Annotated in this window: 24 protein-coding genes; 12 read left to right on the forward strand and 12 right to left on the reverse strand. The window is 69.3% G+C overall.

The genetic code is table 11. The features are described 5' to 3' along the window. Positions 1 to 304: 304 nt before the first annotated feature. Positions 305 to 745, reverse strand: coding sequence for an Lrp/AsnC family transcriptional regulator (locus tag JNUCC0626_RS31490; protein WP_211257779.1), 441 nt, complete (start codon positions 743 to 745; stop codon positions 305 to 307). Positions 746 to 852: 107 nt separating this feature from the next. Between JNUCC0626_RS31490 and JNUCC0626_RS31495 the strand changes: the two genes are divergently transcribed. Continuing rightward, positions 853 to 1,668, forward strand: a complete 816-nt coding sequence (locus JNUCC0626_RS31495; RefSeq protein ID WP_394614399.1) for a tryptophan 2,3-dioxygenase — start codon at positions 853 to 855, stop codon at positions 1,666 to 1,668. Next, positions 1,665 to 2,765 carry a kynureninase gene (gene kynU, locus JNUCC0626_RS31500; RefSeq protein WP_394614400.1) on the forward strand — a complete coding sequence of 367 codons (1,101 nt, stop codon included), beginning with the start codon at positions 1,665 to 1,667 and terminating at the stop codon, positions 2,763 to 2,765. The genes JNUCC0626_RS31495 and kynU overlap by 4 nt, the downstream gene beginning before the upstream one ends. On the opposite strand, the gene JNUCC0626_RS31505 is transcribed toward kynU, so the two are convergent. Further along, positions 2,758 to 3,486, reverse strand: a complete 729-nt coding sequence (locus JNUCC0626_RS31505) for an oxidoreductase (RefSeq protein ID WP_394614401.1) — start codon at positions 3,484 to 3,486, stop codon at positions 2,758 to 2,760. The two genes, kynU and JNUCC0626_RS31505, sit on opposite strands and share 8 nt — an antisense overlap. Before the next feature lie 259 nt (positions 3,487 to 3,745). Here JNUCC0626_RS31505 and acs point away from each other — a divergent pair, with 259 nt between their 5' ends. From acs to JNUCC0626_RS31525, 4 genes are all read left to right on the forward strand, one after another. Further along, a complete protein-coding gene (gene acs / locus JNUCC0626_RS31510) occupies positions 3,746 to 5,728 on the forward strand; it encodes an acetate--CoA ligase (protein ID WP_394614402.1) in 1,983 nt (660 codons plus the stop codon). Between the two features lie 125 nt (positions 5,729 to 5,853). Then, positions 5,854 to 7,011, forward strand: a complete 1,158-nt coding sequence (gene nhaA / locus JNUCC0626_RS31515) for a Na+/H+ antiporter NhaA (protein ID WP_394614403.1) — start codon at positions 5,854 to 5,856, stop codon at positions 7,009 to 7,011. Then, positions 7,008 to 7,448 (forward strand): phage holin family protein, encoded by a 441-nt coding sequence (locus JNUCC0626_RS31520; protein WP_394614404.1) that lies wholly within the window; start codon positions 7,008 to 7,010, stop codon positions 7,446 to 7,448. Before nhaA ends, JNUCC0626_RS31520 begins: the two co-directional genes overlap by 4 nt. After that, positions 7,445 to 8,362 (forward strand): alpha/beta fold hydrolase, encoded by a 918-nt coding sequence (locus tag JNUCC0626_RS31525; protein ID WP_394622140.1) that lies wholly within the window; start codon positions 7,445 to 7,447, stop codon positions 8,360 to 8,362. The genes JNUCC0626_RS31520 and JNUCC0626_RS31525 overlap by 4 nt, the downstream gene beginning before the upstream one ends. Here JNUCC0626_RS31525 and JNUCC0626_RS31530 read toward each other — a convergent pair. After that, entirely contained in the window at positions 8,334 to 9,818 is a 1,485-nt protein-coding gene (locus tag JNUCC0626_RS31530; protein WP_394614405.1) for an FAD-dependent oxidoreductase, read from the reverse strand. The two genes, JNUCC0626_RS31525 and JNUCC0626_RS31530, sit on opposite strands and share 29 nt — an antisense overlap. Before the next feature lie 69 nt (positions 9,819 to 9,887). Here JNUCC0626_RS31530 and JNUCC0626_RS31535 point away from each other — a divergent pair, with 69 nt between their 5' ends. Then, positions 9,888 to 10,583 carry a TetR/AcrR family transcriptional regulator gene (locus JNUCC0626_RS31535; RefSeq protein ID WP_394614406.1) on the forward strand — a complete coding sequence of 232 codons (696 nt, stop codon included), beginning with the start codon at positions 9,888 to 9,890 and terminating at the stop codon, positions 10,581 to 10,583. Here JNUCC0626_RS31535 and JNUCC0626_RS31540 read toward each other — a convergent pair. The 4 genes from JNUCC0626_RS31540 to nth are packed head-to-tail and all read right to left on the reverse strand — an operon-like array spanning position 10,561 to position 13,684. Beyond that, the gene (locus JNUCC0626_RS31540; RefSeq protein WP_394614407.1) at positions 10,561 to 11,748 is read right to left on the reverse strand and encodes a MarP family serine protease; all 1,188 of its coding nucleotides are present in this window, start codon (positions 11,746 to 11,748) and stop codon (positions 10,561 to 10,563) included. The two genes, JNUCC0626_RS31535 and JNUCC0626_RS31540, sit on opposite strands and share 23 nt — an antisense overlap. Positions 11,749 to 11,763: 15 nt before the next feature. Further along, positions 11,764 to 12,423, reverse strand: coding sequence for an NUDIX hydrolase (locus JNUCC0626_RS31545; RefSeq protein ID WP_394614408.1), 660 nt, complete (start codon positions 12,421 to 12,423; stop codon positions 11,764 to 11,766). Then, positions 12,420 to 12,980, reverse strand: coding sequence for a TlpA family protein disulfide reductase (locus tag JNUCC0626_RS31550; RefSeq protein WP_394614409.1), 561 nt, complete (start codon positions 12,978 to 12,980; stop codon positions 12,420 to 12,422). Before JNUCC0626_RS31550 ends, JNUCC0626_RS31545 begins: the two co-directional genes overlap by 4 nt. Next, positions 12,977 to 13,684, reverse strand: coding sequence for an endonuclease III (gene nth / locus JNUCC0626_RS31555; RefSeq protein ID WP_394622141.1), 708 nt, complete (start codon positions 13,682 to 13,684; stop codon positions 12,977 to 12,979). Before nth ends, JNUCC0626_RS31550 begins: the two co-directional genes overlap by 4 nt. 136 nt (positions 13,685 to 13,820) lie before the next feature. Here nth and JNUCC0626_RS31560 point away from each other — a divergent pair, with 136 nt between their 5' ends. From JNUCC0626_RS31560 to JNUCC0626_RS31570, 3 genes are all read left to right on the forward strand, one after another. After that, positions 13,821 to 14,060 (forward strand): hypothetical protein, encoded by a 240-nt coding sequence (locus JNUCC0626_RS31560; protein WP_030477588.1) that lies wholly within the window; start codon positions 13,821 to 13,823, stop codon positions 14,058 to 14,060. 258 nt (positions 14,061 to 14,318) lie between these two features. Next, on the forward strand, positions 14,319 to 14,993 hold the full coding sequence (locus JNUCC0626_RS31565; protein WP_030477589.1) for a Crp/Fnr family transcriptional regulator: 675 nt from the start codon (positions 14,319 to 14,321) through the stop codon (positions 14,991 to 14,993). 524 nt (positions 14,994 to 15,517) lie between these two features. Next, positions 15,518 to 16,765, forward strand: coding sequence for an MFS transporter (locus JNUCC0626_RS31570; RefSeq protein ID WP_394614410.1), 1,248 nt, complete (start codon positions 15,518 to 15,520; stop codon positions 16,763 to 16,765). 209 nt (positions 16,766 to 16,974) lie between these two features. Here JNUCC0626_RS31570 and dnaN read toward each other — a convergent pair whose 3' ends face one another. The 3 genes from dnaN to JNUCC0626_RS31585 all read right to left on the reverse strand — a co-directional run bounded on the left by dnaN (position 16,975) and on the right by JNUCC0626_RS31585 (position 19,816). After that, positions 16,975 to 18,066, reverse strand: coding sequence for a DNA polymerase III subunit beta (gene dnaN / locus JNUCC0626_RS31575; protein WP_394614411.1), 1,092 nt, complete (start codon positions 18,064 to 18,066; stop codon positions 16,975 to 16,977). A gap of 482 nt (positions 18,067 to 18,548) precedes the next feature. Continuing rightward, positions 18,549 to 19,445, reverse strand: coding sequence for a Gfo/Idh/MocA family protein (locus tag JNUCC0626_RS31580; RefSeq protein WP_394614412.1), 897 nt, complete (start codon positions 19,443 to 19,445; stop codon positions 18,549 to 18,551). A gap of 14 nt (positions 19,446 to 19,459) precedes the next feature. Then, positions 19,460 to 19,816: a hypothetical protein gene (locus JNUCC0626_RS31585; protein ID WP_394614413.1), complete on the reverse strand. Its 357-nt coding sequence runs from the start codon at positions 19,814 to 19,816 to the stop codon at positions 19,460 to 19,462. A gap of 39 nt (positions 19,817 to 19,855) precedes the next feature. On the opposite strand from JNUCC0626_RS31585, the gene JNUCC0626_RS31590 reads away from it, so the two are divergent. Then, complete coding sequence (locus JNUCC0626_RS31590; RefSeq protein WP_394614414.1) at positions 19,856 to 20,650, forward strand: NUDIX hydrolase; 795 nt, start codon at positions 19,856 to 19,858, stop codon at positions 20,648 to 20,650. Beyond that, the gene (locus tag JNUCC0626_RS31595) at positions 20,647 to 21,453 is read left to right on the forward strand and encodes an MBL fold metallo-hydrolase (RefSeq protein ID WP_394614415.1); all 807 of its coding nucleotides are present in this window, start codon (positions 20,647 to 20,649) and stop codon (positions 21,451 to 21,453) included. Before JNUCC0626_RS31590 ends, JNUCC0626_RS31595 begins: the two co-directional genes overlap by 4 nt. Here JNUCC0626_RS31595 and JNUCC0626_RS31600 read toward each other — a convergent pair. Further along, positions 21,447 to 22,574 carry a hypothetical protein gene (locus JNUCC0626_RS31600; protein ID WP_394614416.1) on the reverse strand — a complete coding sequence of 376 codons (1,128 nt, stop codon included), beginning with the start codon at positions 22,572 to 22,574 and terminating at the stop codon, positions 21,447 to 21,449. The two genes, JNUCC0626_RS31595 and JNUCC0626_RS31600, sit on opposite strands and share 7 nt — an antisense overlap. Before the next feature lie 11 nt (positions 22,575 to 22,585). Next, entirely contained in the window at positions 22,586 to 23,188 is a 603-nt protein-coding gene (locus JNUCC0626_RS31605; RefSeq protein WP_394614417.1) for a hypothetical protein, read from the reverse strand. Between the last annotated feature and the right edge of the window lies 1 nt (position 23,189).

The following is a 23,189-nucleotide window of genomic DNA, read 5'->3' on the forward strand; positions in this document are numbered from 1 at the left end:
TACGAGTCCTGGCGTGGCGATGCGAAGCGAGCCCGAACGGGCTGATCAGCTCTGGGAACCGGTTCCACCGTTCTTGGCGATTGGGGCTTGACCTTGAGGGGCTGGATGCCAACCTGTCCGGTCCGGCCGGGGAGCTTCTATCCCCGGCTTTTGAGGCCGCGAATGCATCCAGCTAGAGGCTCAAGGTCAAGCCCCAATCGCAACCCCGCTCACTTCGTCACTGCCTGATGGACCACCCTCGCAACCGCAGCCCAACCAACAGAACGCAACCAACCCCGCTGGAACGCAACAGAACACGCAAACGTCACCCAGGCAGAACTGGCCGCCACGGAATCGGCGTCGACAGCACCATCGCGCTGGACGTCTCCCCATGAGCCGCCAACCGCACCAACAACCGCTCCAACTCCACAATCGACGTAGTCACAACCTTGACCACGGAACAAATGTCCCCGGTCAACCGAACCACCTCGACAACCTCAGGCAGGTCATCCAGCAACTCCGGATGCACGGTGATGCACCGAGGCCCGTAACACTTCATCCGCACCAAAGCCACCACCGGACGCCCGACCACAGTCGGATCGACCACCGCCCGATACCCGGTGATCGCTCCCATGTTCTCGAGCCGCCGCACCCGCTGAGCCACAGTGGGCGGCGACACGTGGACCCGGCGTGCCAGTTCGTTGTACGACAGCCGCGCGTCCTCTTGGAGCGCCTCCAACAGGGCCTTGTCCACCTCGTCCAACATGAACGCAAAGCTACGCGCCACATCACCTCACGATCGAAAGAAGTTCGGGCCGAACGCCTTAAGACGCCCATTCAGGTGACGGGCCACCCCGGGCGACGATTAGCGCTATGAGCTGCCCCGTGTCCCCCAAGCTGGATTTCGGCGGCACCACGCCGTACGAGGACTACGTGCACGCGTCGGTGTTGCACACCCTTCAACAGCAGTGGTCCAAAGATCCCCGCGAGATGTCGTTCCTGGTCATCACGCAGGTGATGGAGCTGTACTTCGGCCTGCTCTGCTTCGAGTGGCGGCAGGCCCAGTCCGAACTGCGCAAGGACGACATCCGCGCCGCCGTCCAGACCCTGCGGCGGTCCGACCTGCACCTGCAGGCCCTGTCAGCGGCCTGGCGGCCGATCGCCCGGATGACGCCGACCGAGTTCAACTCGTTCCGCGACGCCCTGGGCGAGGGCTCCGGGTTCCAGTCCGGCATGTACCGCGAGATGGAGTTCCTGCTCGGCGAGAAGTCCGCGTCGATGCTCGTGCCGCACCGCGCGGTGCCGGCGATGCACGACCAGCTGGAGAAGTCGCTGAGTCTGCCGTCGCTCTACGACGACGTGCTGGCATCGTTGAAGCGCAAGGGTTTCGACATCCCCCAAAGTGTCCTCGACCGCGACCTGACCAAGGCCTACGAGCCGTCGGCCGAGGTCGAGCAGGTGTGGGCGAGCATCTACCGCGGCAACGACAGGGACCTGCTGGAGCTCGGTGAGGCGTTGACCGACATCGCCGAGGAGTTCGCGCGGTGGCGGTACGACCACCTGCTGGCCACGCGCCGGTCCATGGGGTCGAAGGTGGGCACGGGTGGGTCGGCTGGTGTTGCATGGCTGGAGAAGCGCACCCAGCGTGCGGTGTTCCCCGAGCTGTGGACCGCGAGGAGTTACGTGTGAGGCGCGAGCTGTTCGACATCCCCGAAGGCGTCATCTACCTCGACGGCAATTCTCTTGGCGCGCCACCGAAGCACGTCGCCGAGCGCATGCAGGAAGTCATCAGGCACCAGTGGGGCACGCGGCTCATCCGGTCGTGGAGCGAGGGCTGGTGGGAGACGCCGCAACGGGTCGGCGACCGGATCGGCAGGCTGATCGGCGCGGCCGAGGGACAGGTCGTCGTCGGCGACTCGACGTCGGTCAACATCTTCAAGGCGTTGATGGGCGCGGTAAAGGGCAGCGAACGCACCGAGATCGTCGTCGACGAGGCGACGTTCCCGACCGACGGCTACATCGCGCAGTCGGTGGCCTCCCTGACGCAGAAGCGGATTCGCGCGGCGCATCCGTCCTCTTTGGACCTCACCGAGGACGCGGCCGTGGTGCTCCTCAACCAGGTCGACTACCGGACCGGCGCGCTCAACGACATGCGGGCGCTCACCGAGCAGGCGCACGCCGTCGGGGCGCAGGTGGTCTGGGACCTCTGCCACAGCGCGGGCGTGCTGCCGATCGAACTGGACGCGCTCGGCGTCGACTACGCGGTCGGCTGCACCTACAAGTTCCTCAACGGCGGGCCAGGTTCGCCGGCGTTCATCTACGTCCCGAAGCACAAGCAGGACACCTTCGAGAACCCGCTGTCGGGCTGGAACGGCCACCGCGAGCCATTCGGCATGAAGCCGGGCTACGAACCGGATCCCGGCATCGCCCGGGCCCGTGTCGGCACCCCGGACATCCTGTCGATGCTCGCCCTCGACGCGGCGCTGGACGTCTGGGACGACGTCGACCTCGTCGAACTGCGCGAACGGGGCCTCGCGCTCACCGCGCTGTTCCGCGAGCACGTCGAGAAGCTCACCGGCCTCGAGGTGATCACGCCGGAGCACCGCGGCAACCAGATCTCCGTCCGCTCGCCACGAGCCAAAGCGGTGATGGACGAGCTGATCAACCGGGGAGTCATCGGCGACCACCGGCCGCCGGACATCCTCCGGTTCGGCTTCGCCCCGCTCTACGTCACCGACGACGACGCGATCAGGGCGGCCGAAACGCTCGCGGAGATCGTCAACTAGCGAGAGCGGCGTCCGCGATGCTGCGCGCCTCGCGGGCGCCCGCCTCCATCGACGAGCACACGAACAGGATCCACTGCGCCAGGCCTTCGAGGGACCCGGACGCGAACGCCACCGAGGCCGCCTCGTACTCCGCCGAACGGCGCAGGCACGCCACCTCGGGCACACCGAGGCCCTTGGGGTCGAGGCCGGTCGAGATCGACGTCATCCGCGCGGCCGCCCGCGCGACCACCCCGTTGGCGACGTCGAAAGGGGCAAGCCCGAGCAGCTCCCCGTGCACCACCGCGACCACGACGGGCGCGGGCACGGACGTTCCGCCGGTGACCAGCGAGCCCAGCATGTCCAGCCGGGCCGACACGTCCTCGGACACGCGCGGACGACCGACGTCGGTGGTGAGGTCCGCGGCGGCCAGGACGTGCAACCGCGCCAAAGCCTGCAACGGCGCGCGCTGCCAGGTCGCCACCAGTCCGCCCAGCGCTTCTGCCACCCGCAACGACCCGGCGAGCACCGGGTCGGAGACCTCGCCGGACTCCGGAATCTCGGTAGGACCACCCTCCAGAGCCGCCGACGCACGGGCCGCGCGGACGGACGCTTCCGCCGCCGTCGTGGCCCAGCCGCGCAGGTTCACCCGATGGCGGTGCACCTGGAAGACGGCGTCCTTGGCTGCGTTCGCGGCGTCTGCCACGCCAGGCAAGGAAAGCAGCGGAGCGAGAGGATCGGTCACGGTCGCGCAGAGTACCTGACCAGGTGAAACCGGTGACCCAGCTCACTAGGTGGACCGTTGAGCGCGCAACTTCGCCCGTTCAACGCGCCACACGTGCCTGGACCAGACAAAACGGGTTACAACGTGACAGCCGTGTAACCGACCTCCCCAGATTGGTCTGAACCTTTTTGGGGAGGAACCTGTTGGAAGTGAACTGGCTCGCACTACGGTCAGTACCCGCATCCCCAACCGGTCTGGACTTTCCAGGAGGTCTCGCACCATGACGCAGTCGCCAGGCCAGGGCAACGCTCTGGACAACCTGCTCACGGAGAGCAGGACGTTCCCGCCTTCCGACGAGTTCGCGGCACAGGCGAACGCACAGCCCGCGCTGTACGAGGAGGCGAAGGCCGACCGCGAGGCGTTCTGGGCGAAGCAGGCGGAAAGGCTGCACTGGGACACCAAGTGGGACCAGGTGCTCGACTGGTCCAACGCGCCCTTCGCGAAGTGGTTCGTCGGCGGCAAGCTCAACGTCGCCTACAACTGCGTCGACCGCCACGTCGAGTCCGGCCACGGCGACCAGGTCGCGATCCACTGGGAGGGCGAACCCGGCGACTCCCGCGCGATCACCTACGCCGAGCTGCAGCGCGAGGTCTCCAAGGCCGCGAACGCGTTGACGTCGCTGGGAATCGGCGCCGAGGACCGCGTCGCGATCTACATGCCGATGGTCCCCGAGGCGATCTTCGCGATGCTGGCCTGCGCCCGCGTCGGCGCGATGCACAGCGTCGTCTTCGGCGGTTTCTCCGCCGAGGCGCTGCGCACCCGCATCGAGGACTCCTCGTGCCGCCTCGTGATCACGACCGACGGCCAGTACCGCCGCGGCAACCCGGCGGCGCTCAAGCCCGCCGTGGACGAGGCCGTCGCCGGTGCCCCTTCCGTCGAGAAGGTCATCGTCGTCAAGCGCACGAACACCGAGGTCGCGTGGACCGACAAGGACGTGTGGTGGCACGAGCTGGTGGACGGCCAGTCCGACCAGCACACCCCCGAGGCGTTCGACTCGGAGCACCCGCTCTTCATCCTCTACACCTCGGGCACCACGGGTAAGCCGAAGGGCATCCTGCACACGTCCGGCGGTTACCTGACGCAGGCGTCGTACACGCACAACTACGTGTTCGACCTCAAGCCGGACACCGACGTCTACTGGTGCACCGCGGACATCGGCTGGGTCACCGGCCACAGCTACATCGTCTACGGCCCGCTGTCGAACCGCGTGACGCAGGTCGTCTACGAAGGCACGCCGAACACCCCGCACGAGGGCCGCCACTGGGAGATCGTGCAGAAGTACGGCGTCTCGATCTACTACACGGCGCCGACGCTGATCCGCACCTTCATGAAGTGGGGCGCGGACATCCCGGCCAAGTACGACCTGAGCAGCCTGCGCGTGCTGGGTTCGGTCGGCGAGCCGATCAACCCCGAGGCGTGGATCTGGTACCGCGAGAACGTCGGTGGCGGCAAGGCCCCGATCGTCGACACGTGGTGGCAGACCGAGACCGGCGCGATCATGATCTCGCCGCTGCCCGGCGTCATCTCGACCAAGCCCGGTTCGGCGCAGCAGCCGCTGCCCGGCATCGGCGCGAAGGTCGTCAACGACGAGGGCGTCGAGGTTCCGCACGGTGGCGGTGGCTACCTGGTGCTGGACGAGCCGTGGCCGTCGATGCTGCGCGGCATCTGGGGCGACGAGGAGCGCTACCGCGACACGTACTGGTCGCGGTTCGGCGAGCAGGGCTTCTACTTCGCCGGTGACGGCGCCAAGTACGACGCCGACGGCGACATCTGGCTGCTCGGCCGCGTCGACGACGTGATGAACGTGTCCGGTCACCGCATCTCGACCACCGAGGTCGAGTCGGCGCTCGTGTCGCACCCGACCGTGGCCGAGGCCGCCGTCGTGGGCGCGTCCGACGACACGACGGGCCAGGGCATCGTGGCGTTCGTGATCCTGCGCGGTGGCGCGGGTGCGGACGCCGGTGGCGCGGACGCGATCAAGGCGTTGCGCGACCACGTGGCCAAGGAGATCGGCCCGATCGCGAAGCCGCGGCAGATCATGGTCGTGCCGGAGCTGCCGAAGACGCGCTCGGGCAAGATCATGCGCCGCCTGCTGCGCGACGTCGCCGAGAACCGCACCGTCGGTGACGTGACGACGCTGGCCGACTCGTCGGTCATGGACCTGATCTCGGCGGGTCTGCAGTCGGGCAAGTCCGAAGACTGATTTTGCTTCAAACGTGACGGGCGTCCTCACTGGAGGGCGCCCGTTCGCGTTAAGATCGCATCTAGGTGAGCCGGGAAGTCTGGTCGGCACGAGTATTCGTGTACCTCGACCGCCCCGGGAGCGCTGTGTCCAGCAAGATCGCCGACTTCGCCCGTTACCTCCGCACCGAGACCGTCGGTGGCACCGTTCTGCTCGGCGCCACGGCCGTCGCGTTGCTGTGGGCCAACTCCCCGCTCGCGTCCGCCTACTTCGGACTGCGCGACCTCCACTTGGGACCGTTGAGCGTCGGTGACTGGGCCAAGGACGGTCTGCTGGCCATCTTCTTCTTCGTCGCCGGTCTCGAACTCAAACGTGAACTCGTCGTCGGCGAGCTGTCGAACTTCAAGGCCGCGGTGCTGCCGATCATCGCGGCGATCGGCGGCATGATCGTGCCCGCGCTGATCGCCCTCGGCATCGGCTGGGGGCAGCCCGGGATCGAGAAGGCCTGGGCGATTCCGGTCGCGACGGACATCGCGTTCGCGCTCGGGGTGCTGGCGCTGACGGCGTCCGGCCTGCCGTCGAGCCTGCGGGTGTTCCTGCTCAGCCTCGCCGTCGTGGACGACCTGGGGGCGATCGTCGTGATCGCGATCCTGTTCACGGCGAAGTTCAACCTGCTCGCGGCAGGCGCGGTCGTGCTGCTGCTGGCGCTGTACTGGTTCCTCCAGCACAAGAGGATCACCACTCCGTGGCTCTACGTGCCGATCGCACTCGCCACCTGGTGGTTCATGCACGAGTCGGGCATCCACGCCACGATCGCCGGGGTCGCGCTGGCGTTGCTGACGCGGGTGCGGCGCGACCCGTACGAGGCCGAGGCGCCCGCCGTGCGGCTGGAGCACCGGTTGCAGCCGTTCTCCGCCGGGGTGGCGGTGCCGGTGTTCGCGCTGTTCGCGGCGGGGGTGCCGGTGGGCGCGGAGGCGTTCGGGAAGCTCTTCTCGGACAAGATCGCGCTCGGCGTGATGGCCGGGTTGATCGTCGGCAAGGTGATCGGGATCGTCGGTGCTTCGGCGCTCGCCGTGTGGTTCAAGGCGGCCGTGTGGCCGTCCGGGGCGGGGCCGCGCGACATCGTGGCGGTGGCGACGCTCGGCGGCGTCGGGTTCACCGTCAGCCTGCTGATCGCGGACCTCTCACTCGAAACCCCGGAGACCGCGAAAGCCGCTGTGTTGCTCGCCTCGATGATCGCGTCGCTGCTCGCCGCGGTGTTGCTCATTCGTCGCAGCCGGGCACATGGCACCATGTCCGAGTGACCACCAGGGAGCACATCGCGTCGATTCCGCTGACCGCTGACGACCCCACCGCCGAGGCGTCGATCGGCGGCCTCGTCCGCGACGCGACGGCGCACGTGTCGACCTTGGTCAGAGCGGAGGTCGAGCTCGCCAAAGGTGAGCTCGTCGGCGAGCTCAAGAAGGGCGCCAAGGGCAGCGCGTTCCTCGTCGTCGCCCTCGCGGTCGTCTCGTTCAGCATGTTCTTCCTCTTCATGGCGCTCGGCTTCGGCTTCTCCGAGTGGTGGGGCTGGCCGCGGTGGGCGGGCTTCGGCCTCGTCTTCCTGGTCATGCTGCTGAGCGCGGGCGTCATGGTGTGGCTGGGCATCCGGAAGCTGAAGAAGATCAAGGCGCCGGAGAAGTCGATCGCGGCCGCGAAGGACACCGTCGCGGCCCTCACGCGCAGGGGCGACGACAACTGAGCCGCAAACCCGACCCGTCCGTCGTGCGGGTCGCGGGTCCGTGGACGCACCGCGACGTCTCGGCGAACGGCATCCGCCTGCACGTCGCCGAACTCGGCGAGGGCCCGCTCGTGCTGCTCCTGCACGGGTTCCCCGAGTTCTGGTGGTCCTGGCGGCACCAGCTCACCGCGCTCGCCGAGGCCGGCTACCGCGCGGTGGCGGTCGACCTGCGCGGCTACGGCGACTCGGACAAACCCCCGCGCGGCTACGACGGCTTCACCCTCGCGGGTGATGTCGCGGGCCTGATCAAGGCGCTCGGCGCCCAACGCGCACACCTGGTGGGACACGCGTGGGGCGGCGCCACGGCGTGGACGGTCGGCGCCCTGCACCCGCGGCTGGTCTCGTCGGTCTCGGTGCTGTCCGCACCGCACCCGCTGGTGACGCGCCGGGCGTTCCGCAGGCATCCGCGCCGCAACGCGCACGTGCTGCGGTTCCAGCTGCCGATCCACCCCGAACGCTGGCTTACCGGCGAGAACGGCCTGCAGGTCGCGAAGCTGATCTCGGCCTGGTCGGGGCCGAAGTGGCGGTCGGCGCCGGAGTTCGACGAGGTCATCCGCCGCTGCCGGCAGGCCATGACGGTGCCGGGCGTCGCGCACAGCTCCTTGGAGTACTACCGCTGGGCGGTGCGTTCTCAGCTGCGCAGCGACGGCCGCCGGTTCGCGGAGGCCGTCGACAAGCCGATGCAGGTGCCGGTGTTGCAGCTGCACGGCTCGGTGGACCCGATCGTGCCCGAGTCGGCGGCGCGCGACTCGCTGCCGTGGCTCGGGCCGTCCTCGGAGTTCCGCTACCTGCCCGAGGTGGGGCACTTCCCCAACCAGGAGGCGCCCCACACCACGAGCAGGCTGATCACCGAGTTCCTGCAGAAGCTGAGCTGAACGCGGCCTTCAGCGCACCGGCCGGGTCGTCGGGCAGGTCCGTGGACCGCCAGGCGACGTAGCCGTCGGGCCTGATCAGCGAGGCGCCCTTCGCGGACAGTCCGAACGGGTCGAGTTGCTCGATCCGTTCGTACCGCACGGCCAGGCTCGCCGTCGCCTCCTCCCACTGCGGGTGGTCGGCGACGAGGACCCAGTCGCGCCCGAAGAGGTCCACAGTGGACCTGCCGGGCTCGAGCCACGCGTGCGGGGCGCGCGTGCCGGGCTGGCCGTGCCACTGCTCGGGCAGCGCGGCGGGCGGGAGTTCCGGGCCCGCGCCGAGGACGGCCGCCGAGCGGTAGAGCACGCCGTAGTGCATGGCGTTGTTGTCGTAGAGCGTGGCGTCCTCGGGTTCGCCGTCGCGGTTGTGGCCGTCGTTGCGGGCGAAGATCTGCTGGTGGCAGAGGGTGGCGACGGGGCGTCGTTCCTCGTCGTAGGTGTCCAGGAGGGACGGACCCGACTCGCCGTCGATCACCGCCGCGAGCTTCCAGGCGAGGTTGTGGGCGTCCTCGATGCCGACGTTCGCGCCGAACCCACCGCGACTCGGCGGCAACGTGTGCGCGGCGTCGCCCGCGAGGAAGATCCGGCCCGCGGAGAACCGGTCGGCGACCGAGGCGCTGATCGTCCAGCGGCCCGTCGTGATGATCTCGATCTCCAGGTCGTCGCGGCCGATGGCCTGGGTGATCTTGTCGAGCAACTCGGGTTCGGTGTACTCGCGGTCGTCGAGCATCAGGACCCAGCGGCCGTCGCCGTAGGTGGTCAGGAAGCCGACGCCCTCCACGGCGAACTGGCCGACGCCGTCCTTGAGGTACTCCTCCAGCGGCGCGCGGAACAGCACGCTGCGGGACGTGTGCATGTAGCCGCGGCCGGTGCGGGTGATGCCGAGTTGTTCACGGATCGGGCTGCGGTGGCCGTCCGCCGCGACCAGGTAGTCGGCGCGGATCTCGTACGGTTCGCCGTCGCCCTGCACGAGCGCCGTGACGCCCTCGTCGTCCTGCGTGAACTCCAGCAGCCGGGTGCTCATCCGGATGTCCGCGCCGAGTTCGCGGGCCTTGTCGCGCAGCAGCGGTTCCATCCGGTCCTGCGCCACGCCGACGCCCGCCGTCGGCGAGTACTCGACGTCCGAGAGCTGCGCCGGAGGCGTCCAGAACGTCTCCTCGAAGCGCTCGCCGACCAGGCTCGCGCACCGCACCCGCCGCACGCCGAAGCCCTTCGCCATCCGGCTCGGCGGCAGTGCGCCCTCCAGGCCTACCGCTCGCAGCAACTCGCCCACGCGGCCGTTGAACCCGACCGCCCGCGGGTGCGGTGAGCTGCCCGGATGCTTCTCCACCAAGATCACGTCCACCCCGCGCCACGCCAGGAACAGCGCGGCCGACGTGCCCGCCAGGCCTCCCCCGACCACCAGCACCGAAGTCCTCATCGCATCCTCCCAATACGCTGTATCACTCGATACACTGTATCGCGTCGAGACGCTGTACTGTCCAGCCCGATGCCGAACGAAGCCGTGTGGGACCGCCCAGAGCCGCCCAGCAAGCCGTCGCCGACCCCGTTGAGCAGGGAGTCGATCGTGAGCGCCGCGATCAGGCTCGCCGACGAGGGCGGACTCGACGAGGTGTCGTTCCGCAAGGTCGCCGGGGCCTTGGGCGCCGGTCCGATGCGCCTGTACGGCTACGTCGAGACCAAGGACGAACTGCTCGACCTGATGGTCGACGAGGTCTACGGCGAGATCACGCCGCCACCGGAGTCGGACTGGCGCGAGGGCCTGCGGCACGTCGCGCACGGACTGCGTTCGGCGGCGTTGCGGCACGAGTGGTTCATCGAGCTGCTCAGCGGCCGCCCGCACCAGGGTCCGAACTCACTTGCCCACATGGAGTCGACGCTCGCGGCCGTCGGGTTCGACGACATCGACCAGGTGCTGAGCGCGACCGGGGCCGTGATGGCGTACGTCTTCGGAGCGGTGCGCGGGGAGATCACCGAACGGCGTGCCGAACGGTCCACCGGCATGACCGAGGAGCAGTGGCAACGCGCGTCCGGGCCGTACATGGAACGGATGCTCGCCACCGGCCGCTTCCCGATGCTGGGCAGGGTCATGCACGAGTCCAGCGATCGCGACCACGCCGTGGTGTTCGACGACGGCCTGGACTACGTGCTCGACGGGATCGCTACGAGGCACAACCCTGGGTAGAGGCGCGCTTCGTCAGCGTCGGCGCCTTCTGCACCATCGACTGCACCTGCTGCGCCGTCAGCACGAAGCCCGTCTCCGGATCGTCGACCGCGGCACCGAAGACCACGCCCATGACGCGCCCGTTCGGGTCGACCAGCGGGCCGCCGGAGTTGCCCGAGCGGACCTCCGCGCGCACCGTGTAGACGTCACGGGTGACGGTCTGGGCGTCGTAGATGTCCGGACCGCGCAGCAGCGGGATGCGCTCGCGGACGCGGGCCGGCGAGGCCTTGTACGGGCCGTCGAGCGGGTAGCCGAGCACGATGCCGTCCTCGCCCGGCTGCACCTCGTCGGAACGGAACTGCAGCGGCGTGGCCTCGAGGTCCGGCACCGCGAGCACCGCGATGTCGGTGCGCGGGTCGTAGGAGACGACCGTCGCGTCGAACTGGCCGCGGCCGACCTCGACCGTCACCTCGTTGGTGCCGGCGACGACGTGCGCGTTCGTCATGACCCGTTCGGGCGCGATGACGAAACCGGTGCCTTCGAGAGCACGGGAGCAAGACGGCGCACGGCCGCGGACCTTGAGCACGGAGGCCTTCAGTCGTTGCGCGACCGGGGAGTCCGCGAGCTGGTTGTTCGGGGGCTCGACTTCCTTGAGCGGCGTGCGGTTGAACGGGTCCATCGCCTGCGGGAAGCCGGAGACGTCGAAGAGCTTCTGCAGGTCGCCGGACAGCACGCGGGCGGCCTGCGGCATGGTCTGGTCGACCTTGCCGAGGATCACCGACTGCTTGAGCGACGAGGTGAGGTCCGGCAGGCCGACGACCGAGGTCAGCGGCAGCGCGATCATCCAGGCGACGATGAAGACGACGAAGCCCTGCACGATCGCGCCCAGGGCGTTGTCCGCGCCCCGCAACGGCGACGCGTTGACCCGTGCCTTGATCGTCCGCCCGATGTAGACGCCGATGGTCTCGCCGAGTGCCACGAGCAGCACGACGATGCCGACCGCGAACACGACCTTGGTGACGACGTTCTCGAACTGGGACACCAGCAACGGCGCGATCTGCGTGCCCAGGATCAGGCCGACGAGCACACCGACGAACGCGGGCAGCGCGACGACCATGCCTTGCCTGGCCCCTGACACCGCGGCGATCGCGGCAAGGCCCAGCACCAGCAGGTCAACCCAGTTCAACCCGAAACCTCCGCCTCACTGTGTAGCGCGCAACGCTAGTTCAAGGTCACGCACATCGGTCGCATCCCACGGCTGTTCCCAGCCGCCGAGTGCGATCAGGCCGTTGATCAACCCCGCGGTGAAACCCCACACCAGCATGCCCGGCGCGGAGAAGGCCGCCGCGACGTAGCCCGAGGGGTGACGCACGCGGAACCGGTTGGCGGGGTCCGCGAGATGCGCCACGGGCACACGCGCGACAGCGGCGGTCTCCGCCGGATCGACCGGTGCGACGGGGCTCGGCTGTTCCCAGTAGGCGAGCACGGGCGTGACCACGAACCCCGACACCGGCACGTACAGCTCCGGCAGCAAAGCCAGTGGTCTCACTCCTGACTCAAGTACACCGGTCTCCTCGTAAGCCTCGCGTAATGCCGTGCCCACCGGGCCGTCGTCCGTGTCGTCCTGCGCTCCTCCGGGGAACGCCACCTGACCCGGATGCGAGCCCAACGTGTCCGCCCTGCGCAGCAGCAGCACGTCCGGCCCGTGGGCCTCGGACTCGCCGAACAACATCAGCACGGCCGCCTTGCGGTAGGCCCGCTCCGAGGTGCGCGGGTCCCGCATGAACGTTCGTGCGTCGATCTGCTCGGTCGCTTTGGCCAGGCGCTGCATCCAGTCGGGTGGCTGTGCCGCCTCCGTCATCGAACCGCCTTCTCCACCTGGTCCGGAGCGGTGAAGACCGGTGGATCGGTGATCCGCCGGACTTGACCGTCCGCTGATACGTAATACGTGGCGGGGAGCGACTTCGGCGCCTTGACTTGCTTGCGCAGCTCGTCGGCCTCGTCGTGGACGGACGGCAGCCGCACGCCGATCCGGGCGAGCAGCTCCAGGCCGTCCGCCTCCCTGCTCTCCACAAGAACTGGGACGACCGGCACGGCACCTGGTTGCTTCGCGTACGAATCGAGCACGGGCAGCTCCTCCTGGCACGGCTGGCACCAGGTCGCCCAGAAGTTGATCAGGAGCGGGCCTTTCAGCGCGAGGGCCGTCCGGGTGCCGTCACCGAGGCACGTCACACCAATGCCTTCTTGCGCACCGGGCACGCACGGCCGTAGCTGGGCCTGCACGCGCAACGCGGCGATGTCCTGCGACGGACGGGAGGGCGTGGGCGGCGCCGGTGACTCGTCACGAGGCCACAGCGCGACCACGCCCGCCACGCCGAGGACGAGGACGACGACGAGCCAGCGCGTGCGGTTGTTCACGCTCCCAGCTTCTCACCCGCCCGAACCCGCTCGGCGAGCTCGATCAGGTGTGGTTTCTCGTCGCCCTTGACGAGCTTCGCGGCCTTGTCCGGATCTTCCGGGCCGAGGCCGTACGACGGGCAGTCCTTCATCAGCAGGCAGGCCCCGCAAGCAGGGGTTTTGGCGTGGCAGACGCGGCGGCCGTGGAAGACGATCCAGTGCGAGGCCATGGTCCAGTCGCGCTTCTCGATCAGCTCGCCGACGGCGTGCTCGACCTTGACCGCGTCCTCGAGATCGGTCCAGCCCCAGCGGCGCACGAGTCGGCCGAAGTGGGTGTCGACTGTGAGCCCGGGCACATCGAACGCGTTGCCGAGAACCACGTTGGCCGTCTTGCGTCCTACACCAGGGAGCTTGACCAGCTCCTCCATGTTTCCCGGCACCACCCCGTCGTGCTGCTCCACAAGGGCGGCACCGAGACCCAGCAGAGACGTCGCCTTGTTCCGGAAGAAACCGGTGGGGCGGAGCATCTCTTCGAGTTCAGTCCGGTCGGCACCGGCGTAGTCGGCGGCCGTCGGGTACTTCTGGAAGAGCGCGGGAGTGACCTCGTTGACCTTCTTGTCGGTGCACTGCGCGGACAGAATGACCGCCACGACCAGCTCGAGCGGCGTGGTGAAGTCCAGCTCGCAGTGCGCGTCGGGGTAGCCCTCGGCCAGCACGCGCACCATCCGGCGGGCCCTGCGCGTCAGGCCTAGCTTGGTTTCCGGCTTCTTGGTAGCGGGCACTGATCCAGAGTAGTCAACACGCCGGAACCGACCCCTAGATCCGCACTCGAATCCCTCATGCGCCACACTTCGGAGCATCATGACTGCCTGGCTTGTGATCGTCGTTCCGATCGTGATCATGTTCTTCGCGCTCTTCATGGAGCGCGTCGAAGCGAAGCTCCGGCACGTTGCCGTGCAGGAGAACGAGGTCGAGGAGTTCCTGGAGTCCGCCAGGCCTGAAGAGGTCAAGGCGCTCTACGGACACGGCATCGGTCGCGCGCTCGACATGTTCCGCCTGCGTCGCCGTGGCCGCGGAGGTGCGCGCAAGCGCGTCCGCTAGGCCTCAGCACGGTCGTGGCCGCCGCGGATCCGGACATATGCCCCGGTCGCCGTGGCCCCGTGCTGACCACCACCCGAATGGCGTAGACTGATTCGTTGGGCTCTGGATCGAGTCAGACGCGTTGTTCCTACTAAGACGGCGAGCCGAGCGGCGATCCACAAGAGAGCCCTTAGACTGCAACGCAGTGATCGGCGGCACGGCGCTGACTCCACCAAAGATGGTGGTAGGCGTGCCGTCGCGTCGATTAGGAGGGACGAGGTGGACGAGACCCTGGCGCGAGCGGGCATCTTCCAAGGGGTGGACCCGGCAGCTGCAGAGGCGCTGGCGACGACCCTGGAGACGGTGGAGTTCCCGCGTGGCCATGTCATCTTCGCGGAGGGTGAGCCGGGCGATCGCCTGTACATCATCCAGTCCGGCAAGGTGAAGATCGGCCGCAAGTCGCCGGACGGCCGCGAGAACCTGTTGGGGATCTTCGGGCCCTCCGACATGTTCGGCGAACTGTCCATTTTCGATCCCGGCCCCCGCACGTCGACCGCGACGACGGTGACCGAGGTGCGCGCGGTGTCCATGGACCGCCCCGCGCTCCGTCAGTGGATCACCAACCGGCCGGAGATCGCCGAGCAGCTGCTTCGGGCCCTGGCCCGCAGGCTGCGCCGGACGAACTCGATGCTGGCCGACCTGATCTTCACGGACGTGCCCGGCCGCGTCGCCAAGGCGTTGTTGCAGCTCGCACAGCGTTTCGGCTCGCAGGAGGCCGGCCTGCTCCGCGTCACGCACGACCTGACGCAGGAGGAGATCGCCCAGTTCGTGGGCGCGTCCCGCGAGACCGTGAACAAGGCTCTGGCCGACTTCGCTCACCGCGGCTGGCTGCGGCTCGAGGGCAAGAGCGTGCTGATCCTGGACCCGGAGCGCCTCGCGCGCCGCGCCCGCTAGTCAGCTCACGAAGCACTGAACGCAAGCGAGGCCCCGGCAGTCGCCGGGGCCTCGCTGCTTTGGGAGGTAGGGCTCAAGTCGCGAGTTCGCGCTGGTCATCCGCCCGCCTCTTCGTCTTGATTCGACGAAGTCCAATCGAGGCGAAGCGGCGGGCAGATGACCAGCTCCTCGGCGAACGAGCCGGAGTCTGCGGAGCAGCGACCAACAAAAAGGACCGGGCGCCACCCCCGACGTGGCGCACCGGTCCTTTGTGTTGCACGGCCCATCCCCCGACGAACCGTGCCTTCCATCCCTCTGGCGCGTAGGCCCCGACCCTCAAGCCAGAGGTTGGTCTCGGTGGATGAGTCAACTTTCGCATGTCTCCACCCCGACCGCTCAAGCCCTTTCACCCTCAAGGACCTAGTCCGAGGCTGATTCGTTGCATGTTTCACCCGGTCATCCCATTCCCGTGACCCAATCGCAACCATCGTGACCCTGCGCACCCGATCTGGTACATCCGTACCAGGTTTGGCATACTGGTACACATGTCCCATTCTGCTCGCCTGTCCGACTACCGTGCTGCCCTGACGACTCCCGGCATGCGCGGCCCTGTGGTCGCGTCTCTGCTCGCCCGCCTCCCCATCGCGATGGTCGGGCTTTCGCTGCTGCTCTACGTGGAGCGCGTGACGGGTTCGTTCGCGGTCGCCGGCATGGTCTCGGCAGCGGCACTGGTGGGCGTGGCACTCGGCTCCGTGATCCAGGGCCGCCTGATGGACCGCTTCGGTCCTACCCGCCCCCTCCTGTGGGTGACGGGCCTGTTCGCCTTCTTCGTGACGGTCTCAGTCCTGGCCGTCGAAGCACACGCGTCGGTGTTCGCGCTGGTCCCGCTCGCCCTGGGCGTGGGCGCCACCGAACCGATGGTGGGCTCGGCCTCCCGTGCGCTGTGGGAGCGCATGGTGCCGGCGGGCCCGACGCGCATGGCGGGCTACGCCTACGAGGCGATCAGCATGGAGGTCTTCTTCATCCTCGGCCCCGGTCTCGCCGGCCTGCTGCTCGCCGCCCCGTGGGCAGGCACCGGCGTCGTCGTGGGCGCCGTCCTGATGGTCATCGGCGCTCTCTGGTTCGCCTTCAACCCGGTCGTCCGCGCCTGGGGTCCCGTCGAGCAGGCACCCCGGCCGTTGCTCGGCGCGTTCGCCTACCCCGGCATGCGCACGGTGGCCCTCGCCGCCCTCGGCTTCGGCGTGACGATCGGCTTCGTCGAGGTGGCCGTCCCGGCCTTCGCCAAGGCCGCGGGCCACGCCTCGATGGGCGGCCTGATGCTCTCGCTGTGGTCGATCAGCTCGGTGATCTTCGGCGTCCTTTACGGCATGCGCCCGTGGCCGCGCCCGATGCACCTGCGCCTGCCGGTCCTGCTCGGCGGCTTCGCCCTGCTCGCGTTCCTGCTGGCCATCCCGGCCACGCTCGTGGGCCTCGCCGTCGCGCTGTTCCTGGTCGGCACCCTGATCACGCCTCAGTCGACCGCGCACTCCGCGGCGATCGAGCAGGTCACGCCCAACGGCATGGCCGCGGAGGCGTTCGGCTGGGTGATCACCTCGGTGACCGTCGGCCTCGCCATCGGGCAGGGCCTGTCCGGGCAGTTGATCGAGCACTTCGGGACGCGTCCGGCGTTCATCGCGTCCGGCGTGGCCGGACTGCTGATCGCGCTGGCGGTGTGGCTGCTGCGCGGGACGGTGCGGCGCGGGGTGCCGGCCGAGGTGCCGGCGCGCTCCGAGATGGAACTCGCCTCGCGCTAGGTCCTGTCCTGCGAGTTCGTCAGGTGAGAGACGCGGGCGAGAGTCCCGGAGGCGGTGCCGCCGCGACGTCCCTCATACCGGGCGTATTCGGGCGTTGCGGCGGTATCGCCTCCGGGGCCCTCGGCCGCCGCTCTCGCCCGGCGAGACTTGCAGGACAGGACCTAGACGTTTCTGCTGAAGGGCCGGCCTCGTGCCGGCCCTTCGGTGTTTCAGGCCACGGACCGCATCGGCACGACGAGGTACGTGAGTTCGACGCCGTCCTCGCCGGGCTCCGACGTCAGCACCGTCGAGCGCAGACCGTCCTGGATCTTCAGCTCGATCCGGCGGCCGGCGAACGCCTTCAGCGCGTCCGCGAGGTAGCGGGCCTGGAACGTCTTGGTCAGGTGGTCGCCCTCGACCGTGGCCTTGACGAACTCCTCCGACTCGCCCTGCTGCGGGTCGTTGCCCTTGACCCTGACCTCCGAGTCCTCGACCTGGATGGTCACGGCCTGGTGAGGTCCGCCGTAGGGCGTGGCTCGGCGAACGGCGCGCGCCAGCGCGTCGGCGTCCACGAGCACCGTGCTGTCGATGACTGCCTCCAGGAGTCGGCGCGCGCGGTCGTCCGGGAACGGAGCGGCCAGGAGCGCGGTGGAGATCGAGTTGTGTCCCCAGGCAAGACCGATTCGGTCCTCGTTCGCGTGCAGGGCGACACGGCCTCGGGCCTGCCGGGCTGCTTCGACGATCGCCTTCGCAGGGACCAACAGGTCGAGCGGACCTTCTTGTTCCCACGGCACGGTGCCGTGGGCCATCCGGTAACGATCTGTGGCCAGGAAGTGCAACCTGTCCGCGTCCGACCAGATCCGGATGCCGGTGAAGATCGGCAACGCGTCGTCCCGGCTGGCCGCACCGGCCACCGCCGCGATGATCTTCAGCTTATCGGCGTCGACGTGACCGCGGACCACCGGTAGTTCCGGCACGCCGGGATGGTGATCAAGATCAAGCAGCGGGATGGCGAACCGCGACGTGGGCGTGCGGACGGCCAGGCGCTGGCCCTCCACCTTCAGGCGCACCTGCGGCTCGTCCAGGGCCTGCAGGGTCGCGGCCAGCGGCTTCGCCGGCACGAGGACCTCGCCCTCGGTGTGCACCGTCGCGGCGACGGTCAGGCGCACGCCGTGCTCCTGGTCACTGCCCGCCACCTCCACGTCGGTGCCCGCGCGCAGGCGCAGACCGGCGAGCACCGGGTCGAGCACGCGGGTCGGCAGGAGGCGCGTCACCTCGGCGGCGGCTGCGGCCAGGTCGGCCGTGGTGGCGGTGAGGTCCATGCTTCGGACGTTAGCGGGCACCCCTGACAATTTTGAGCGGTCAGGCTCGGTCAGCGGGCGGAGCGGGTCGGCTTGCGTGCGTTCTGTTGCGTTCCAGCGGGGTTGGTCGCGTTCCTGGGGTTGGGCTGCGGTTGCGAGGGTGCTCGCGCGGGTCGTGACGAATGAAGTGGGTTGCGATTGGGGCTTGACCTTGAGCCTCTGGCTGGATGCATTCGCGGCCTCAAAAGCCGGGGTGAAAGCGCCCCGGCCGGACCGGACAGGTTGGCATCCAGCCCCTCAAGGTCAAGCCCCAATCGCCAAGAACGGCGTAACCGGTACCAGATGAGGCATCAGCCCGTTCGGGCTCGCTTCGCGTCGCCACGCCAGGTTTCGTAAGTGCTTGGCGTGCGTTGGTGGCCGCCGGTTGCGTGCGCGCGCCGGGCCAAGACGGTGGTCGGCTTGCGTTCGCGACTGCGGTTGCGTGCGTTGGCGAGTGCGGTTGCTCAGGCTGCGCTTTCCGCCTTGCGGCGAGCCAGATCGATGATGCGTTGCAGGTGCAGGCCGCGGCGCGCGTCGCATTCGTGCGTGACGGTGCCGCTGTGCACCATCGCCACGAAGTCGTCGAGCAGGTTCGTGAAGCACTCGGCGGCCGGGGTGTCGCGGTTGGTCAGGGTGCGGTGGCCGTTCTCGCCGAACACGGTGAAGTCCGCGAACGGTGGCTGCACCGGCAGGGACAAGCAGAGAGACACGGTGCTGGTGGCGCCGCCAGCGTGCTGCAGGATGACCTGCCACAGGCCCTTGTCGGTGACGTTCGCCGCCAGCACGTCGGTGATCTCGCCGAGGGCCGCGTCGAGCAGGTCGAACGCGTGCGGGCCCACGTCGTCGAGTGCGCCCTTGTCGTGGCGCCACGGGGAGTCGGAGAACGGGCCGGACAGCAGGGCGCCGGAGATCCAGCGGCTGTCGGCTCCGGTCCAGCCGCCCGTGCGGTGCAGTTGGGCGAGCATCTCCTTGGTCTCCGGGGCGTAGCGGCGGGTCAGGACGACCAGGGACGCGACGCCCGCCTCCTCCACTGCCGCCACGAGGGCCTCGGCTTCGGCGACCGAAGAGGCGATGGGCTTCTCCAACACCACGTGCTTGCCGGCGCGGGCGGCTTCCAGTGCCATGGGGCCCTGCACGCCCGGCGGCACGGAGAACGCCACGGCGTCCACAGTGGACAGGAGCTCGGCGTAGTCGGAGAAGGGCTCGGCGCCGAACGACGAGGCCAGCGAGGAAGCGGCCTCAGGGCGGCGGGCCCAGACGCCGGTCAGGGTCGTGCCCGGGTGGTTCGCGATGCCGGGGGCGTGGATCATCTGAGCCCACGGTCCGGCGCCGACAAGTCCTACGCGCAACTGTTCGTCCACTCGCCCATCCTGCCTCAGGAGTAACTGGCCTTGGGGACGAAGATCTCCCCGCCGTTGCCGAACTTCAGGCGCATGCCGTCGGGTGAGGACTCGCGCCGCGGGTCGTGGTCCCACCCGTTGGGCACCGTCACCACGTGGCCGTGGTCCGGCGACGAGCCGAGCCAGATCTCGTAGTAGGTGCCGCCCACGAGCCGTGAGACCTCTTTGACGTACACGCCGGGTGCTTCGGAGGTCGGATCGACGCTGATCACGGTCGTGCGGTCGGGTACGAACATCACCACGCCCGCCACCGCGGTCAGGCCGGTGGCCAGCACCGCTCCCAGCAGGAACAGCAGCACCTGCACCAGACAACCGGAGACCTTCGTCGCCATCACACCATCCTCGGGTTAGCGCGGTCGTACGCTCGGAGGATGCCCGACGACATGACCTTGCCGGGAAACCTGGTACCCACAACGCCCGCCGCCGAACCCGCCACGCCCAGGGACGCGGTCACCGTGGTGCTGCTGCGCGACGGCGACGAGGGCCTGGAGGCCTTCCTGTTGCGCCGCGTGAAGGGCATGGCGTTCGCGGGCGGCATGAGCGTCTTCCCCGGTGGCGGGGTCGATCGGCGCGACGCCGACACGTCCGTCGCGTGGGCGGGCCCGGAACCGAAGTGGTGGGCCGAGGTCTTCAACGTCGACGAGGGCACGGCCAGGGCGTTCGTGTGCGCGGCCGTGCGCGAGACGTTCGAGGAGTCGGGTGTGCTGCTCGCGGGCCCGGACGCCACCTCGGTCGTCGCCGACACGAGCCAGTACTCGGCGGCACGGCAGCAGCTGGTCGACCGCGAACTCTCGCTCGCCCAGTTCCTCGCGAACAACAACCTCGTGCTGCGCGCGGACCTGCTGCGCCCGTGGGCCAACTGGGTCACCCCGGAGGACGAACCGCAGCGCTACGACACGAGGTTCTTCGTCGCCGCGCTGCCGCACGGCCAGAACGCGGACGGCGAGACCACCGAGGCGTCGGACGCGGCCTGGCAGACGCCGGGCAACGCCGTCGAGGACGCCCGGGAAGGCCGCCGGATGCTCATGCCACCGACCTGGCGCACCCTCGACGAGGTCGACGCGCTCGGCAGCGTCGGGAAGGTCATGGCCGAGGAACGCAGCGTCGAGAAGATCATCCCCAAGCTGATCCGCGACGGCGACGTCATCAGGGTGGTGTTCCAGTGAGCGGCTCCCCGCTGATCGGCGCCCGCGCCGCGCACCCGCTGTACGGCGAACTCCGGCAGGTCACGCCGCACGCCGCCGTGCTGCTGGCCGACAACCCGTCGCCGATGACGCTCGACGGCACCAACACGTGGCTGCTCAAGGCCCCGGACGCGACCTCGTTCGTCGTGATCGACCCGGGCCCGCTCGACGAGACGCACCTGAGCCGCATCGCGCAGCACGGCCCGATCTCGGAGATCCTGCTGACCCACGGCCACCCGGACCACTCCGATGGCGCCAAGCGGTTCGGCGAACTCGTCAACGCTCCGGTGCGCGCGCTCGACCCGACGTTCACCTACGGCTCAGAGGGCCTCAATCACGGCGACGTCATCACCAGCTCGGGCCTGGAGCTCAAGGTCCTCGGCACCCCAGGGCACACCAGCGACTCGCTGTGCTTCGTGCTCGACGGCGAGGCGGTGCTGACCGGCGACACGGTGCTGGGCCGCGGCACCACGATCGTCGCGCACCCGGACGGCAAGCTCGGCGACTACTTCGAGTCCCTCAAGCTGCTGGCCGAACTGCCCGAGAACACGGCGGTGCTGCCGGGTCACGGCCCGGAACTGGCGGACGCCGGCGAGGCCGCGCGGATGTACCTCGCCCACCGCACCCAACGGCTGGAGCAGGTCCGCCAGGCCGTCGCACAGCTCGGCGGCGCTCCGACTCCGCGCCAGGTCGTCGAGGTCGTCTACAAGGACGTGGACAGGGTGCTGTGGCCCGCCGCCGAGTGGTCGGTGCGGGCCCAGCTGGAGTACCTGCGGACCTACTGAGGCTGGTGGCCGTTGTTCGTGGCCCCGAACGCCGACTGGCGCGACGAGGACCTGTCGATCTGCCAGCGGCCGCTGTCGGGGCCCTGCGGCCCCGTCTGCTCCCGCTGCGCCAGCTCCTCGTGCAGCTGCTGCAGCAGGGCCCGTTCCCGTTCGCTGAGGTTCGCGTCCACCGAGGACGGTTCGGCGGGCTCGGCGAGCGCTGCCTGCAACGCCGCCAGCTCGTCGGCCTTGAGCTCGGTGGTCACCTCGGCCCGGTTGATCGGGACGGGCTCGGGAAGCGTCTCGATCTCGGGCTCCTTGGAGGCCATCGGGATGCGCTTCACGGGCTTCGGCGGGAAGGGCTGGGACCCCTCCAGCGCCGGTGGTGCGGAACGTGCGCGTCGTGAGCCGGTCTCTTCCCGTTGCTCCGGCGCCGGTGTCGGCTCGGCCACCGGCGCCGGAGCGGGAAGCTCCTCGACCGGCTGGTCGAACCACGCTTGCTGTTGCTGCGACAGGTGGTCGGCCACCGGGGCGGGCGCCCCGGAGATCGGTATCGCACGCGACGACGTGACCGCCGCCGCGTGGTAGTCGCTGAGCTGCACACCGGTCGTCATGACCTCGACGGCCGCGCGCACGCCCGCCTTGCGCAGCACCGCGTCCACCCGGTACGCGGTCGCGGGCGGGAAGCCCTGCGGACCGACGTCGACGAGGACGACGCGCTGCGGCAACGGGCCGGGGGTCGACCCGGTCGGCGACGAACGCCAGACGCACCGCACGGAGCGGATGTCGGGCAGCACCGAGACCGCGCGGATCAGGTGCCCGGCGATGTCCGAGGCCGGGTCGGTCTCGGAGGTGAAGCGGTGCCGCAGGAACGGCAGCATCTCGACCACCGGCAGGCGGTCGGTCAGCGACGCGTCCGAGCGGACCTCGTGGAGGATCCACGTGATCGCCGCGCGCTCGTCGGGCAGCACCGGGATGCTGCCCGCGAGGAGCGTTCCGACGAGCAGCTCGATCGAGCGGTCCAGTTCTCCGACCGCGAGGAACTCGCGGGCCTGCGACAGGGCGTCGTCGTCCACGCGCCCGGCCATCGACAGCAGGAGATCGTGGAGACGGACCGGCAGGCCGACACCGTCGTTCGTCACGTCAGCTCTCCTTAGCTGAGCACCAGGTGCTCGTCGGACTCGGCGCCGGCGCACACCAGCTCCGATGCCGCCAGCGCCGCCCGGTGGTAGGGCGGCAGGTCCAGACCGGACGGCACGACCTCGACGCACGGGTCGTGTTCGCCCAAAGCCCGCAGAACGCGCTGCAACTCGCCGGTCAGCCGGGCGTGGCCGGTCGTGGCCGCCGCCAGCAGGACGCGGTTGATCCCCTCGGGACCGATGCGCCAGCAGGAGCGAACCTCGCCGACCCCGTTCCGGCCACGCAGGGTGGCACCGAGAACGACGGACGCGGAATCCCCCATCGGCACCCGATCGGGTGATTCCGGGGAAAAGGTGTAGTCGGTGGGCGGCAGTTCGTCCAGTCCTTTGACCGAACTGAGGGAACCGGGATCCGCCCCGTAGGGCACCAGCGCGTCCTGCAAAAGGCGTAGTTCGTGATCGGTCAGAGGGATGCGTCCGTGCAGCAGCGTGCGCGGCAAGGACCGCGCGAGCACCGCGTACGCGTCCGAAGCGGCCCAGTCCCGGTACCGCCACAGCAGGTCGTCCGGGATGCGCCCGGCCAGCCTGAAGAGCAGTTCGTGGCACGTGTCCGACATG

Source organism: Lentzea sp. JNUCC 0626 (assembly GCF_043632865.1).
In the GTDB taxonomy this organism is placed as follows: Bacteria; Actinomycetota; Actinomycetes; order Mycobacteriales; family Pseudonocardiaceae; genus Lentzea.

Excerpts from the sequence above, each read along its gene's own strand:
- JNUCC0626_RS31490 (WP_211257779.1), bottom strand. The coding sequence starts at position 745 with ATGTTGGACGAGGTGGACAAGGCCCTGTTGGAGGCGCTCCAAGAGGAC.
- JNUCC0626_RS31495 (WP_394614399.1), top strand. The coding sequence starts at position 853 with ATGAGCTGCCCCGTGTCCCCCAAGCTGGATTTCGGCGGCACCACGCCG.
- acs (WP_394614402.1), top strand. The coding sequence starts at position 3,746 with ATGACGCAGTCGCCAGGCCAGGGCAACGCTCTGGACAACCTGCTCACG.
- JNUCC0626_RS31530 (WP_394614405.1), bottom strand. The coding sequence starts at position 9,818 with ATGAGGACTTCGGTGCTGGTGGTCGGGGGAGGCCTGGCGGGCACGTCG.
- JNUCC0626_RS31535 (WP_394614406.1), top strand. The coding sequence starts at position 9,888 with ATGCCGAACGAAGCCGTGTGGGACCGCCCAGAGCCGCCCAGCAAGCCG.
- JNUCC0626_RS31545 (WP_394614408.1), bottom strand. The coding sequence starts at position 12,423 with ATGACGGAGGCGGCACAGCCACCCGACTGGATGCAGCGCCTGGCCAAA.
- nth (WP_394622141.1), bottom strand. The coding sequence starts at position 13,684 with ATGGTGCGCGTGCTGGCCGAGGGCTACCCCGACGCGCACTGCGAGCTG.
- JNUCC0626_RS31560 (WP_030477588.1), top strand. The coding sequence starts at position 13,821 with ATGACTGCCTGGCTTGTGATCGTCGTTCCGATCGTGATCATGTTCTTC.
- JNUCC0626_RS31570 (WP_394614410.1), top strand. The coding sequence starts at position 15,518 with ATGTCCCATTCTGCTCGCCTGTCCGACTACCGTGCTGCCCTGACGACT.
- dnaN (WP_394614411.1), bottom strand. The coding sequence starts at position 18,066 with ATGGACCTCACCGCCACCACGGCCGACCTGGCCGCAGCCGCCGCCGAG.
- JNUCC0626_RS31585 (WP_394614413.1), bottom strand. The coding sequence starts at position 19,816 with ATGGCGACGAAGGTCTCCGGTTGTCTGGTGCAGGTGCTGCTGTTCCTG.
- JNUCC0626_RS31590 (WP_394614414.1), top strand. The coding sequence starts at position 19,856 with ATGCCCGACGACATGACCTTGCCGGGAAACCTGGTACCCACAACGCCC.
- JNUCC0626_RS31605 (WP_394614417.1), bottom strand. The coding sequence starts at position 23,188 with ATGTCGGACACGTGCCACGAACTGCTCTTCAGGCTGGCCGGGCGCATC.